We start from the raw sequence: 12,969 nt of genomic DNA, 5'->3' as shown, positions 1-12,969 counted from the left end.
GTAACCCGATAGATCCAATGCACATAAAGGCGTTCACCTCTGTTGCGGAAATCGTCCGGCTGACGCTAGCCAGCGTTCAAGTCTTGAAGCCATCGAAACATGAAGATCACACGATTCGGACGGAGGGTAGCGGGCAGTGGTCCACCGCGTTGCCCCGGCTTGATTTCCTGCATCCGGATCGGCCGATCCCCGGCGGACGGCTTCGGGAAGCGATTCATGGCCGATCTGGCCAATTCGTCCACTGACCGGCCGTCAGGCCCCACCGTATGTGGCAAGAGTCACCAGCGCATCTCATCGGCCGAACGTAGCCCGACTCCGCCGATCGTCGCACTCCGTCCAAAACTGTGCCCGCTGAGTGAGGATTCGCTGCCAAAAAGGAGCCCTCCTGTCCGGATTGGACAAGAGGGCTGCGACGGGGTGTCGACCTGCCCGCGAGGGGCTATTTCGACGCTACGGACAGATCATCCGCCGGAGGTGTCCGATTCGGCGTCCGCGCTCGGCCGGGCGCAGTCGTACGGATCGTCCAACCAGCCCTCCGGCAGAACCACCCGGTTGTTGCCGCTGGTCCGCCCGCGCGGGCCGTCCGCGCCGGCCGGCCAGGCCTGGGACTGCTCCACCAGGGACAGGGTTTCGGCCAGCTCGGCCAGGGAGGAGGAGTTGGCGAGCTTCACCCGCAGCTCGGAGCCGATCGAGAAGCCCTTGGTGTACCAGGCGACGTGCTTGCGGAAGTCGATCACACCGCGCGCCTCGTCGCCCAGCCACTCACCGAGCAGCTGCGCGTGCCGCACCATCGCCCGCGCGACGTACTCAAACGTCGGGCGGGCATAGGCGTCGCTGTCAGGGTCTCCCTCGAAGATCGAGACCAGGTCCTTGAACAGCCACGGACGGCCCAGGCAGCCGCGGCCCACCACGACACCGTCGCAGCCGGTCTCGCGCATCATCCGGATCGCGTCGTCCGCCGACCAGATGTCCCCGTTGCCGAGCACCGGGATGTGTGCCGGGACGGACTCGCGCAGCCGGGCGATCGCCGACCAGTCGGCCGTCCCGCCGTAGTGCTGGGCGGCGGTGCGCCCGTGCAGGGCGATCGCGGCCACGCCCTCCTCGGCGCCGATCCGGCCGGCGTCCAGGAAGGTGAGGTGGTCGTCGTCGATGCCCTTGCGCATCTTCATCGTCACCGGCAGGTCGCCCGCGTTGGCCACGGCCTCGCGCAGGATCTCGCGCAGCAGGTTGCGCTTGTACGGCAGCGCCGAGCCGCCGCCCTTGCGGGTCACCTTGGGGACCGGGCAGCCGAAGTTGAGGTCGATGTGGTCGGCCAGGCCCTCGTCCGCGATCATCCGGGCGGCCTTGCCGACGGTCACCGGGTCCACGCCGTACAGCTGGATCGAGCGCGGCTTCTCGCTCGGGTCGAACTTGATCAGCTGCATGGTCTTGGCGTTGCGCTCGACCAGCGCCCGGGTGGTGATCATCTCCGAGACGTACAGGCCCTTGCCGCCGCTCTGCTCGCGGCACAGGGTGCGGAACGGCGCGTTGGTGATGCCGGCCATCGGCGCCAGCACGACGGGCGGCCACACCTGGATCGGGCCGATGTCCAGCGGCGCGAACTCGGTGCTGGTCGCGGTGGGTGCGGGCGTGGCTGTCATGCGCGGCTGACCTCGGGGACGGGGGGACGGGACTCTCCATTGTCCCCCACCCGGGTCAACCTTCCGGCCGGGCGGGAGGACGGGCCCCTCTCTCGCGCCAGCCGATCACTCCTGCCGGTAACCGATCCGCAGCGAGCCCGAGCCGATCTCGGCCCGGATGCTGTCGGGGCTGGACGCGTTGGCCATGGCCGCGTCGATGCTGCGGCTTCCCGAACCGGCCTGCCCGCTGAAGGCGTACTGGCTGCCCCGGGGCACCGTCACCGTCACCGCCCCGGAACCGGTGCTCACGTCCACGGCGTGCGGCGCCTTCGCGAAGTCCAGCTCCACCGACCCCGAGGTGGCGCTCGCGTCCACCCGGGCCGAGGTGAGGTTCGTCCCCTGCACCATCCCGGACGTGGTCCGCGTGTGGATCTCCCCGGAGAGGCGGCGCAGGTACAGCGCCCCGGACGTGGCGTCCAGCCGGACCGCACCGGTGAGGTCCGCCACGTCGACGCTCCCCGAGTCCACCGCGCCCGACACCTCGGTGCCGCGCGGCACCTCCAGCTCGATCTCGGCGCCGCAGCTCAGGAAGGGCAGCGGCTGCCGGCACGCCACCCCGACGGTCATCTCGTCGCCCTGGAAGGTGGTCGAGACGTCCGGCTCGCGGAACGTCCAGGTCAGGTTCTTCCGGACCAGGACGTGATTCTCCCGGCCCGCCGTGATCCGCACGGACGCGCTGCCCGTCGCCAGCCGGAGCTTGTGGATGGTGACGTCGTACTGCTTCTCCGTCGACTTCTTCTGGTTCGCCACCATGGCGAAGGTCTGCGACGCGCCCATGATCATCACGAACGCGACGGCGAGCGTCCCGGTGATCCGCCATGCCCTCGCTGCGCGCACGGCTACCCGACCTCCAGGAACCGCAGCACCGCCATCACCCGGCGGTGGCTGTCGTCGGCCGGCGGGAGGTCGAGCTTGGTGAAGATCGAGTTGATGTGCTTGGCCACCGCACTGTCGCTGACCACCAGCGCGGCGGCGATGGCGGCGTTCGACCGGCCCTCCGCCATCAGGCCGAGGACGTCCCGCTCGCGCGGGGTCAGCTTCTCCAGCGGGTCCCGGTGGCGGCGCACCAGCAGCTGGGCGACCACCTCCGGGTCCAGCGCGGTGCCGCCCTCGGCGACCCGCTGGAGGGCGTCCAGGAAGTCGTCCACATTGGCCACCCGCTGCTTGAGCAGATAGCCGACGCCGCTGGTGTTGGTGGCCAGCAGGTCGGCCGCGTAGCGCTCCTCCACGAACTGGGAGAGCAGCAGCACGGCCACCTCCGGCCACTGCCGGCGGATCATCAGCGCGGCCCGCACGCCCTCGTCGGTGAAGCCCGGCGGCATCCGGACGTCCGCGACCACCAACGTCGGGCGGTGCTCCTCGACGGCGGCCAGCAGCGCCTCGGCGTCCCCGACGGCGGCCACCACCTCGAAGCCCACCGCCTCAAGGACCTTGACCAGGCCGACCCTCAGCAGGACCGAGTCCTCGGCGATCACAGCGCGCACGGCAACTCCACGGTGATGGTGGTGGGACCCCCGAGGGGGCTGAGAACGGACAGCGTGCCGTCGACCGAGGCGGCGCGCTTGCGCAGACCGGTGAGCCCGGTGCCGCGCGAAGCGTCCGCGCCGCCGACGCCGTCGTCGCTGATGACCAGGCGCAGCCGGCCGCCGGCCGTCCGCACCGAGAGGTCGACCTGCTTGGCGCGGGCGTGCTTGGCCACGTTGGTCAGGGCCTCGGAGACGGTGAAGTAGGCGACCGCCTCGACCGTCGGGGCGATCCGCTCGGTCAGGTCGACGTCCAGGCGCACCGGCAGCGGGGCACGGGCGGCGATGCCGGACAGCGCGGCGTCCAGACCGCGGTCCTCCAGGACCGCCGGGTGCAGGCCGCGGACCAGATCGCGCAGTTCGTCGATGGCCGCCTGGGCCTCCTCGTGCGCGTCGACGATCACCTGCATGACCTCGGGCGGGACGTCCTTGAGGGTGCGCCGGGCCAGGCCCAGGTTCATCGCGAGGGAGGTGAGGCGCTGCTGGGCGCCGTCGTGCAGGTCGCGCTCGATCCGGCGGCGCTCGGCGTCGACCGCGTCGACCAGGCCGGCCCGGCTCTCGGTGATCTCCTCGACGCGGCGCTCCAGCGCCTCCGCCCGGTCCGGGCCGAGCAGCTTCTGCGCCGCGCGCACCTCCGCCCAGGCCGTCAGCGCCGCCGTCCAGGGGGTCACGATCAGCAGCAGCACGCCGCCCACCGTGAGCGCCACGTCCAGCCCGGCCAGCTCCGAGCGCAGCGGGGTGCCGACCGGCATCAGCCAGATCCAGCCGTACACGGTGGCCAGCACCACGGCGGCGCCCCAGCACCACACGACGCACAGCGAGACGAGCGCCAGGAGCGGGCCGACCAGCAGGTGGTAGGCGGTCTGACGCCAGTTCACCCCGGCCCGCAGGCGCGCCAGCGGCCCGCCCGAGGCGCCGACCGAGCCCAGCGGCGGCGGCACCTCCACGCCGTACAGGGCGCGCAGCCGGCCGCGCTGGGCGGCGGTGAGGAGGCGGGCGCAGACGAGGACGAGGGCCGTCAGCGGGAACAGCAACGACGGCACGATGACGGCCAGCCAGACCGGCGCCGCCAGGGGTATTCCGGCGGCTATGAGGCGGGTGTCCCGCCAGGCCTCCGCCGACCACGGGGGCCGCCGGACGCTCCTGACGAGTGCTCGGCGCAACGTGGTGGAGGGCATGGCGGACAGCGTAGAGGGCCGTGATCATCGCCCGCCATGAAGGGGTCTGCCGGGCAGGGGTGTAGCTAGCTACACCCCCGGTTCGGTGTGGGGCACTACCGACAACGGGGCGGGTGCGGCGGAAAGCTTGACGGCATGACGAGCACTGCATCGCACTCCGCCACTCCGCCGCACGGGCGGCCCGTCCCCGGGGACCACGGGGGTGTTCCCGGGGGCGCGCTCCGCCCGGCGGCGGGGCCGGACTGGACGCTGCCGGCCGGGGTGGGGCCCTGGTCGGTGCGCAGCGTGGGCGCCGGCCGCGGCCGGGCCGCGCTGGAGGTGTACGAGCACGGCGAGCTGGCCGACGTCCTGGTCGCCGCCCGGCTCACCCCGCAGCTGCTGCGCGGGGGGCGGCGCTCGGCCGCCGGCGGGCGGGCGTACCAGGTGCTCGCCTGGGGGCGGCTGGCGGCGGACGGCACCGCGCCGGCGGTGGCGTTCACCGGGGGCGGGTGGCTGCGGGGGGTCCTTCGCGGTGCGCGGGCCGCCGTGGCGGCTGAGGTCGTCACGGTGGGCGGGCGGTTCTGGCTCGCCTGGGCCGAGGGGCCGTTCGACGGGGTCGTGGTCGAGCACCCCGCTGCGGGCGGGGTCGAGCGGCTGACGCTGGAGCGGGTCCGGGTGCGGCGGGGTGCGCTGGCGGCGGCCGGGGGTGCGGCGTGAGTACCGCGGTGCTGGCCGGGCGTCCGGCCGCCGTTCCCCTCGTCCTCCCGGAGCGCTTCGAGCGGGTGCCCGTGATGGCCGCGGTGGCGCTGCTGCCGTGGCTCGGGGTGCTCGCGGTCTGCCACGAGACCCCGTGGGTCGTCCTCGACCTGCTGGAGTTCGCCGCCCTGCTCTCGCTCGACGCGGCGCTGCGCCACCGCCGCAGTGCCGCCGCCCGCTGGGCGGGTGGGGCGGTGGCCCTGCTGCTCGCCGGGGACGCGCTGGCGGACATCGCGTGCGCCGGGCCCGGGCACGCGATACTCGCGGCGCTGGTGATGGCGTGCTGCGTCGAACTGCCGCTCGCCGCCGTGTGCGTGCTGCTCGGGCGTGCCGTCCGCGCCTGACGACCGCTACAGCCTGCTGGGCAGACGGTTCATCAGCTCGCGGGTCTGCTCGTCGCGCGGGGTGTACGCGATCATCCGCGAGCCCTGACGAGGCCCCAGCCAGAAGTTCGTGTACTCGCAGTGCAACAGGCCGACGCCCGGCACATGGAACCGCTTGAGTCCGTTGCCCGGCCGCATCACGTCATGCCGCTGCCAGGCCGCCGCGAAGTCCGGCGAGGCGTTCAGCAGCCGGGCGAGCAGCGCCTTCCAGGCCGGCTCCGCGCTGTGGTCGGCCATCCCCGCGCGGAACCGGGCCACCATCAGGTCGCGCTCGGTCTCGTGGTCCACCAGCACCTCACGGAAGTGCGAGGGCGTGAACGCCAGCCAAATCAGATTCCGGTCCTCGGGCGGCAGCGCGTCCAGGTCGCCCACGATCCCGGTGTACTGGGCGTTGTACGCCAGCACGGCGTACCGGGCATTGATCACCCCGGCCGGGTACGGCGCCATCTGCTCCAGCACCAGGCGCACACTCGGGGTGACCGTCGGGCACTCCACCACCGGCGCCGGGTCGTCCGCGCCGGCCAGGGTGAACAGGTGCGCGCGCTCGCTCGGGTCCAGCAGGAGCGCGCGGGAGACAGCGTCCAGCACCTGGGCGGACACCTGGATGTCCCGTCCCTGCTCCAACCACGTGTACCAGGTGACCCCGACGGCGGCGAGCTGCGCGACCTCCTCGCGACGCAGGCCCGGCGTGCGGCGGCGGCCCGTCCTCGGCAGGCCCACCTGGTCGGGCGAGATGCGCTCGCGCCGGGAGCGCAGGAAGGCGGCCAGGTCGTGGCGGCGGGCGGCGGCGGGGGTGGCCGCCTTCACGGGGGGAGCGTACGCGGGGGCTTGCGCGGCGGCGGTCGTCAGGCTCATATGTCCTAGGATGCGGCAGCGCGGATCCTGTTGCCAGGTACTTCTTATACCTGGATAACCACACTCTGGTACCAGGCTACGGCCGGGCGGATCGTATGACCCGTGACCCAACAACTCGCCGTCGCTCCCGCCCCGGTCCGCACCGCCACCACCCCCGGCACCGCGGCCACCGCCGCCCGCACCCCGTCCCTCGGCACCGCCGGGCTGGTCACCGTCCTGCTCGGGGCCTTCCTGCCGATGCTCGACTTCTTCATCGTCAACGTCGCCCTCCCCACCATCGACCACGACCTGGCCGCCGGCCCCGCCGTCCTCGAACTCGTCGCCGCCGGCTACGGCATCGCCTTCGCCGTCCTGCTCGTGCTCGGCGGACGGCTCGGCGACATCTTCGGCCGCCGCCGGCTCTTCGTCGCCGGCGCCGCCGCCTTCGCCGTCACCTCGCTCGCCTGCGGACTCGCCCCCGACGCCTGGTCCCTGGTCGCCGCCCGCGCCGCCCAGGGCGCCTCGGCCGCGCTGCTCATCCCGCAGGTCCTCGGCACCATCACCGCCGCCACCGACGGCGCCCGGCGCGGCCGGGCGCTCAGCATCTACGGCGCGGTCGGCGGCATCTCCGTCGTGATCGGCCAGGTGCTCGGCGGCATGCTCGTCGCCGCCGACGTGTTCGGCACCGGCTGGCGCTCCGTCTTCCTGCTCAACGTGCCGTTCGCGCTGCTCGCCGTGGTCCTCGCCGTCCGGTACGTCCCGGAGAGCCGGGCCACCCAGGCCGCCCGGGTCGACGTCCCCGGCACGGTCCTGCTCACCGCCACCCTGCTCTCCCTGCTCGTCCCGCTGATGGAGGGCCGCGCCGCCGGCTGGCCGGTCTGGTCCTGGGTGCTGCTCGCCCTGTTCCCCTTCTTCGCCGCCGCGTTCGCGATCGTCGAGCGGCGCGCCGAGCAGCGTGGCGCCACCCCGCTCGTGCCGCCGACCCTGCTGCGGATCCCCGAGATGCGGCGCGGCCTCGGCATCGCGCTCCCGTACTTCAGCGGCTTCGGCGGCTTCATGTTCGTCATCGCCGTCGCCCTCCAGCAGGGCCTCCACCTCGGCCCCGTCGCCGCCGGCTGGGCGCTCGTCCCGATGGCCGTCGGCTACTTCACCGCCTCGCTCTCCGGCCCGCGTCTGATCGGCCGTTACGGCAGCCGGGTGCTCACCGCCGGCGCCGTCGTCCAGGCCACCGGCCTCGCCACCCTCGCCGTCACCGTCCTCGCCGACTGGGCGCACTTCTCGCCGCTGCGGATGGCCCCCGGCGTCGCCCTCGCCGGCATCGGCCAGGGCCTGATCGGCACCCCGCTCTTCCGGGTCGTCCTCTCCAAGGTCCCCGCCGCCCGGGCCGGCGTCGGCAGCGGCGTCCTCGCCACCGGCCAGCAGGCCAGCCTCGCCCTCGGCGTCGCCACCCTCGGCACCCTCTACCTGTCCCTCTCCCCCAGCCTCGGCATGGACCGGGCGCTCGCCGTGTGCCTGGGCATCCAGCTCCTGGGGTCGTTCACGATCCTGTACCTGACCACCCGGCTGCCGCGCTCGATCGGCTGAGCCCGCGGGTCACAGCACGACGACGGCCTCGCGATCGCCGCACCTGGCGATCGCGAGGCCGTCGTCGTGCGGGGCCGAGCCGAGATCCGTAGCTCGTTCGCATTAAGTCGACGCACGGCGCTCGCAATCGCCGCACGCTCAGCTCTAGCGTGAGTCGTATGACAGCCAGAGTTCCCATCCGGCAGCTTCAGCAGCACGCCAGCGATCTGATCGACCGGGTAGCGGCCGGCGAGCGCATCGAGATCACCCGCAACGGGCGACTCATTGCGGTGCTGGCGCCGCCCGACCCCGAACAGCGGGTTCTGGAGGACCTCGTTCGGGACGGCACCATCGACCCGGAGAATGCCGCTACGGCGCGCGGCCTGGCCGACTGGACGCCTCCGGCGATCGACGTCCCCTTGGGCTCCGCCGCCGACGCCCTCCACGCGATGCGCGAGGAAGAGGACCGTTGATCTACCTCGACTCCTGCGCGATCCTCAAGCTCCTCGTCCCCGAGGGCGAGTCCGCCGCACTCCGCACGTTCCTCTCGTCCCGCGGCTCCGAGGGGCACGCGACCAGTGCGCTTGCCCAGGTGGAAGTCCCCCGGGCCCTCATCAGGATCGGCGCACCGGACGAGCTCCTCGATGCCTCGGAGGGCCTGCTCGATCGCCTGCTGCGGATCCGGCTCTCCGACCCGATCCTTCGCGCCGCCAGGCTGTTCCCGACCAGGCATCTGCGGACACTGGACGCCATCCACCTCGCCAGCGCCGAGCATCTTGAGCACGCACTGACCGCCTTCGTCACCTACGACAAACGGCTGGCCGAGGCCGCCACCGAGCGCGACCTGCCGGTGCTGTCCCCCGGCCAACCGTCAGCGCGCTGACGCGGATCCAGCCTTCGTCTGCTTCCGGCGCATGCGAGAGGGCCCGGATCGTAGCGATCCGGGCCCTCGGTCGGGCGAGAAGGAGTGGGCTCAGGTGGTGACGGCCGGCTTGGCGTCCAGTTCGGCGAAGAACTCGTCGGCGATCGCCCGAGTCCGGGGCAGGTCGCCCAGCGGCTCACCGACCACGCGGCCCGCGAGTTCGGTGGCGAGCGCGATGACGTCCTCCTTCAGCTCGGCCTCCGCGACCACGCGGTCGGCCTCCAGCTGCACCTTGGCCGCGGCCACCAGGCTGTCCCGCTGCGCCTGGCCCTCGGCCCGGACGGCGGCGATGAGGGCAGCGCCCTCCTCCGCGGCGTTCTGACGGATCTGCGCCGCCTCATGGCGAGCGGCGGTGAGTTCGGCCTGGTACTGCTCGTACACGGCCCGTGCCTCGGCAGTGGCGGCTTCGGCGCGCTCGGCCCCGCCCTCGATCGCGTCCGCGCGGGCCGCGAGGTTCTTCTCGATGCGCGGCAGCACAATCCTGCCGAGTACGCCGAAGATCAGGAAGAAGCAGATGAGGCCAACAACGAGTTCAGCAGTGTCCGGCTTCAAGGGTCCCATGCGACTACATGCTAGTAGTAGAAGATTTCACGGCCCATGGGGGATCCATGGTGACCACCCGTCACAAAGCAGCAGCGGCACCCGGGCCGTGAGGCCGCCTCAGGACGGTTCAAATCCCGTTGCGTCGCCAACAGGGGTTTGTGTCAGAATGACGATATGGACAACAAGCACGTGGGGGCCCCTGTCGACGCCCGTAGCCGGGAGGAGCTGGCGACGCTCCTCATCGCCGGGGCCCGGCCGAAGTGGCTGATGTTCTGGGGGCATCAGGCGCGGAAGGACGGAAGCATCGGGCAAGGGGCGTTGAGCCAGTGGTGGCCGTGCTCCTTCACCATCGACGGGGTGACGTACCGCAGTGCCGAGCACTGGATGATGGCCGGCAAGGCACGTATGTTCGGTGACGAGGCGATCGAGCAGCGAGTGCTGGAGGCCCGCACACCCGCCGAGGCCAAGAAGCTGGGGCGGCTGGTCAGCCGGTTCGATGAGGCCACTTGGGCCGCGGGGCGGTTCGAGCTGGTCGTCGAGGGCAACGTCGCGAAGTTCGGGCAGGACGAGGCGCTCCGGGAGTATCTGCTCGGGACGGGGAAGCGGGTGCTCGTCGAGGCCAGTCCTGTGGACCGGGTCTGGGGGATCGGGCTAGCCGCCGACGACGAGCGCGCGGAGCAGCCCGGCAAGTGGCGCGGGGAGAACCTGCTCGGGTTCGCGCTCATGGAGGCTCGGGCCCGACTCGCCGCATGAGGATCGTCTGATCGGCCGGGCCGCTTCGCGGGAGAGCGAAGCGGCCCAGCCGAACGAGGCGACGCTCCTCGGGAGCGCGACCGGCGCACTTCTCGCAACGACCGCCGTCTGCGCGCTCCTTGACACCACTCGCACACGACTGGACGTGCTCCCTTAACTCCCTCGCCATATCCCGACACCAGGATGGCCCGCAGTCAGGGCCGAGATGGACAGGGTGGGGAGATCATGCGCATACGGCCGAGCACGCGGGAGCACGACAGCGAGCTACAGGCTCACGAACTTCGCGCAGAGCTGGACGAGTTACTCCGCGCGAGCCGTTATGCCGGCCAGCGCGAGCGGCGGCTCACCGAAGCGGTACAGGCCTCGCCGAACAGACAGCGGCCGGACGGGGACCTCCTCCGGCAGCTGGCCCAGGCCCGCACGCTCCGCGAGGGACTCGGCGCCCGCTGCCTCCAACTGAGCGACCAGCTCCAGGCGTTGGAGCACGACCTCCGCCAACAGCCGCCGGAGGCACCGCAGTTCGCCACCCCCGAACCCCCGCCCCTGCGGCCGGACATCGGCGCTCTCGCCCAACGGGTCACCGCCCTCCACCGCAGCGGCGCGCACCCCGAGGTGGCCGACCTCCTGGCGCAGGCAGCCGCCCGGCTCACGCCGCCCGACACCGCGCACCTGGCCGGCATTCTGGCCCGAAGGGGCCCGGCGGACGCCTCCCGGCAACTGGCCCGCAGCACGGCACACACCACTCCCGAGCACGCCGTCGCCGTGCTCGCCGAACTGCGCGAGGCGGGTCTGGCCGACGAGGCGGCGGAGCTGTTCCACGCCTTCTGGGGCTACCCGGCGAACGCCCTCCCCGCCCTCCTCGCCGCCCTGGAACTCGCCGGACAGGTCGCCGACGGCGCGACGTTGCTGTGGGAGTGGGGCTCGGCGCCGACGCCCGAGCTGACGGCGCTGGCCGCCGGCCTCCAGCAGGCGGGCCGCCACACCGACGTACGGACGCTGCTGCGCCAGGCCGCCGGCCGACCGACGGCCGATCTGGCCGCGCTGGCGACGGACCTCCCGGCGCCCCTCCCCGCCGTGCTGCTGCGCGAGCTGGCCGCCCTCCGCCCGCCGGTCGAACTCGTCCGGCTCGCGGCCGCGCTGGACGGCAGCCGGGAGCTGTACGACCAGCTCCTCACCGCCCTGCGCGCCGACGAGGCCCGGCACCGCGCGACCCTGGCCGCCCTCCGCGCGGCCGGCCTGCCGACCGCGCCCGCCACGCCGGGCCGCTCCCGCTGGGGCAGGCGCTGAGAAACGAGGGAGCCCCCGGCCGCCCCGAAGGGCGAACGAGGGCTCCCCGTACAACTACCCGTACAACAGACCGGACTCAGCAGCCGATCAGTCGCGCCGCCAGGTACGCCTTCACCTGGTCGAGCGAGACGCGCTCCTGCGCCATGGTGTCGCGCTCGCGCACGGTCACGGCGTTGTCCTCAAGGGTGTCGAAGTCGACGGTGACGCAGAACGGCGTGCCGATCTCGTCCTGGCGGCGGTAGCGCTTGCCGATGGCGCCGGCGTCGTCGAACTCGACGTTCCACGCGGTGCGCAGGTCGGCGGCGAGGCCGCGGGCCTTCGGGGACAGGTCGGCGTTGCGCGAGAGCGGCAGCACGGCGACCTTGACCGGGGCCAGGCGCGGGTCGAGCCGCATGCCGACGCGCTTCTCCATGACGCCCTTGGCGTTCGGCGCCTCGTCCTCGAAGTAGGCGTCGATCAGGAAGGCCAGCATGGCGCGGTTGAGGCCGGCCGCCGGCTCGATGACGAACGGGAAGTACCGCTCGCCGCTCTCCTGGTCGAAGTACTTGAGGTCCCGGCCGGACGCCTCGCTGTGCACCCGCAGATCGTAGTCGGTGCGGTTGGCCACACCCTCCAGCTCGGAGAACTCGGAGCCGCCGAAGTTGAAGCGGTACTCGATGTCCACCGTGCGCTTGGCGTAGTGGGACAGCTTCTCCTTCGGGTGCTCGAAGAAGCGCATGTTCTCGGTGCGCAGGCCGAGGTCGACGTACCAGTCCCAGCGCTGCTGGAGCCAGTACTCGTGCCACTGCTCGTCCTCGCCCGGCTTGACGAAGAACTCCATCTCCATCTGCTCGAACTCGCGGGTGCGGAAGATGAAGTTGCCGGGGGTGATCTCGTTGCGGAAGCTCTTGCCGGTCTGGGCGATGCCGAACGGCGGCTTCTTGCGCGAAGTGGTCTGGACCGCGCTGAAGTTGGTGAAGATGCCCTGGGCGGTCTCGGGGCGCAGGTACGCCAGGCCGCCGGCCTCCTCGGTGACGCCGAGGTGGGTCTTCAGCATGCCCGAAAAGTCCTTGGGCTCGGTGAACTGGCCCTTGGTGCCACAGTCGGGGCAGTTGACGTCCTTGAGGCCGTTCGGCGGCGGGAAGCCGTGCTTGGCCTCGTACTTCTCCTCCAGGTGGTCGGCCCGGTGGCGCTTGTGGCAGGAGAGGCACTCGGTCAGCGGGTCGTTGAAGGTGGCGACGTGGCCCGAGGCCTCCCAGACCTCGCGGGCGAGGATCACCGACGAGTCGAGTCCGACGACGTCCTCACGGGCCTGGACCATCGCGCGCCACCACTGGCGCTTGATGTTCTCCTTGAGCTCGACACCCAGCGGCCCGTAGTCCCAGGCGGCACGCGTGCCGCCGTAGATCTCGCTGCAGGGGTAGACGAAGCCACGGCGCTTGCTCAGGCTGACGATCGTGTCGATCTTGTCGGCGGCCACAGTGCTCTCTTCAGTACGTACGGCACGGTCAGGGCACCGCTGGTTGCGCGTACCCGAATACCTCAGGTTACCGGCCATATGGGTACGGGGTTCAAATCGATATGGTCCGA

14 protein-coding genes are annotated in these 12,969 nt (G+C 72.1%); 7 read left to right on the top strand and 7 right to left on the bottom strand.

Features of this window, described 5'->3' with window-relative positions; all coding sequences use genetic code 11:
- Positions 1 to 461 precede the first annotated feature (461 nt).
- The 4 genes from dusB to KV557_RS02180 all read right to left on the bottom strand — a co-directional run bounded on the left by dusB (position 462) and on the right by KV557_RS02180 (position 4,380).
- Complete coding sequence (gene dusB / locus KV557_RS02195) at positions 462 to 1,640, bottom strand: tRNA dihydrouridine synthase DusB (protein WP_218197876.1); 1,179 nt, start codon at positions 1,638 to 1,640, stop codon at positions 462 to 464.
- 105 nt (positions 1,641 to 1,745) lie between these two features.
- Positions 1,746 to 2,516: a DUF4097 family beta strand repeat-containing protein gene (locus tag KV557_RS44360; RefSeq protein WP_218197875.1), complete on the bottom strand. Its 771-nt coding sequence runs from the start codon at positions 2,514 to 2,516 to the stop codon at positions 1,746 to 1,748.
- Between the two features lie 2 nt (positions 2,517 to 2,518).
- A complete protein-coding gene (locus tag KV557_RS02185; RefSeq protein ID WP_218197874.1) occupies positions 2,519 to 3,163 on the bottom strand; it encodes a response regulator in 645 nt (214 codons plus the stop codon).
- Positions 3,151 to 4,380, bottom strand: coding sequence for a sensor histidine kinase (locus KV557_RS02180; protein ID WP_218197873.1), 1,230 nt, complete (start codon positions 4,378 to 4,380; stop codon positions 3,151 to 3,153). The genes KV557_RS02185 and KV557_RS02180 overlap by 13 nt, the downstream gene beginning before the upstream one ends.
- Positions 4,381 to 4,515: 135 nt before the next feature.
- Here KV557_RS02180 and KV557_RS02175 point away from each other — a divergent pair, with 135 nt between their 5' ends.
- Positions 4,516 to 5,076, top strand: coding sequence for a hypothetical protein (locus tag KV557_RS02175; RefSeq protein ID WP_218197872.1), 561 nt, complete (start codon positions 4,516 to 4,518; stop codon positions 5,074 to 5,076).
- Positions 5,073 to 5,459, top strand: a complete 387-nt coding sequence (locus tag KV557_RS02170) for a hypothetical protein (RefSeq protein ID WP_218197871.1) — start codon at positions 5,073 to 5,075, stop codon at positions 5,457 to 5,459. Before KV557_RS02175 ends, KV557_RS02170 begins: the two co-directional genes overlap by 4 nt.
- 6 nt (positions 5,460 to 5,465) lie before the next feature.
- Here KV557_RS02170 and KV557_RS02165 read toward each other — a convergent pair whose 3' ends face one another.
- Positions 5,466 to 6,353, bottom strand: a complete 888-nt coding sequence (locus tag KV557_RS02165) for a helix-turn-helix transcriptional regulator (RefSeq protein ID WP_218197870.1) — start codon at positions 6,351 to 6,353, stop codon at positions 5,466 to 5,468.
- A gap of 102 nt (positions 6,354 to 6,455) precedes the next feature.
- On the opposite strand from KV557_RS02165, the gene KV557_RS02160 reads away from it, so the two are divergent.
- The 3 genes from KV557_RS02160 to KV557_RS02150 all read left to right on the top strand — a co-directional run bounded on the left by KV557_RS02160 (position 6,456) and on the right by KV557_RS02150 (position 8,778).
- Positions 6,456 to 7,916 carry an MFS transporter gene (locus tag KV557_RS02160; RefSeq protein ID WP_218197869.1) on the top strand — a complete coding sequence of 487 codons (1,461 nt, stop codon included), beginning with the start codon at positions 6,456 to 6,458 and terminating at the stop codon, positions 7,914 to 7,916.
- A gap of 158 nt (positions 7,917 to 8,074) precedes the next feature.
- On the top strand, positions 8,075 to 8,368 hold the full coding sequence (locus KV557_RS02155) for a type II toxin-antitoxin system Phd/YefM family antitoxin (protein WP_218197868.1): 294 nt from the start codon (positions 8,075 to 8,077) through the stop codon (positions 8,366 to 8,368).
- Positions 8,365 to 8,778 carry a type II toxin-antitoxin system VapC family toxin gene (locus KV557_RS02150; protein WP_218197867.1) on the top strand — a complete coding sequence of 138 codons (414 nt, stop codon included), beginning with the start codon at positions 8,365 to 8,367 and terminating at the stop codon, positions 8,776 to 8,778. Before KV557_RS02155 ends, KV557_RS02150 begins: the two co-directional genes overlap by 4 nt.
- Positions 8,779 to 8,868: 90 nt before the next feature.
- Here the strand turns inward: KV557_RS02150 and KV557_RS02145 are convergent, their stop codons facing one another.
- Positions 8,869 to 9,378, bottom strand: coding sequence for a F0F1 ATP synthase subunit B (locus KV557_RS02145; RefSeq protein WP_218197866.1), 510 nt, complete (start codon positions 9,376 to 9,378; stop codon positions 8,869 to 8,871).
- 156 nt (positions 9,379 to 9,534) lie between these two features.
- Here KV557_RS02145 and KV557_RS02140 point away from each other — a divergent pair, with 156 nt between their 5' ends.
- Both KV557_RS02140 and KV557_RS02135 read left to right on the top strand, forming a co-directional pair.
- Positions 9,535 to 10,113 (top strand): NADAR family protein, encoded by a 579-nt coding sequence (locus KV557_RS02140; RefSeq protein WP_218197865.1) that lies wholly within the window; start codon positions 9,535 to 9,537, stop codon positions 10,111 to 10,113.
- A 225-nt stretch (positions 10,114 to 10,338) separates the two neighbouring features.
- Positions 10,339 to 11,400, top strand: coding sequence for a hypothetical protein (locus KV557_RS02135; RefSeq protein WP_218197864.1), 1,062 nt, complete (start codon positions 10,339 to 10,341; stop codon positions 11,398 to 11,400).
- A 76-nt stretch (positions 11,401 to 11,476) separates the two neighbouring features.
- On the opposite strand, the gene KV557_RS02130 is transcribed toward KV557_RS02135, so the two are convergent.
- Positions 11,477 to 12,859: a glycine--tRNA ligase gene (locus KV557_RS02130; protein ID WP_218197863.1), complete on the bottom strand. Its 1,383-nt coding sequence runs from the start codon at positions 12,857 to 12,859 to the stop codon at positions 11,477 to 11,479.
- Positions 12,860 to 12,969 lie beyond the last annotated feature (110 nt).

This window comes from Kitasatospora aureofaciens (assembly GCF_019192735.1).
In the GTDB taxonomy this organism is placed as follows: domain Bacteria; phylum Actinomycetota; class Actinomycetes; order Streptomycetales; family Streptomycetaceae; genus Kitasatospora; species Kitasatospora aureofaciens_A.
This window is presented reverse-complemented; position numbering and strand designations above follow the sequence as displayed.

Excerpts from the sequence above, each read along its gene's own strand:
- dusB (WP_218197876.1), bottom strand. The coding sequence starts at position 1,640 with ATGACAGCCACGCCCGCACCCACCGCGACCAGCACCGAGTTCGCGCCG.
- KV557_RS02180 (WP_218197873.1), bottom strand. The coding sequence starts at position 4,380 with ATGCCCTCCACCACGTTGCGCCGAGCACTCGTCAGGAGCGTCCGGCGG.
- KV557_RS02175 (WP_218197872.1), top strand. The coding sequence starts at position 4,516 with ATGACGAGCACTGCATCGCACTCCGCCACTCCGCCGCACGGGCGGCCC.
- KV557_RS02165 (WP_218197870.1), bottom strand. The coding sequence starts at position 6,353 with ATGAGCCTGACGACCGCCGCCGCGCAAGCCCCCGCGTACGCTCCCCCC.
- KV557_RS02155 (WP_218197868.1), top strand. The coding sequence starts at position 8,075 with ATGACAGCCAGAGTTCCCATCCGGCAGCTTCAGCAGCACGCCAGCGAT.
- KV557_RS02145 (WP_218197866.1), bottom strand. The coding sequence starts at position 9,378 with ATGGGACCCTTGAAGCCGGACACTGCTGAACTCGTTGTTGGCCTCATC.
- KV557_RS02140 (WP_218197865.1), top strand. The coding sequence starts at position 9,535 with ATGGACAACAAGCACGTGGGGGCCCCTGTCGACGCCCGTAGCCGGGAG.
- KV557_RS02135 (WP_218197864.1), top strand. The coding sequence starts at position 10,339 with ATGCGCATACGGCCGAGCACGCGGGAGCACGACAGCGAGCTACAGGCT.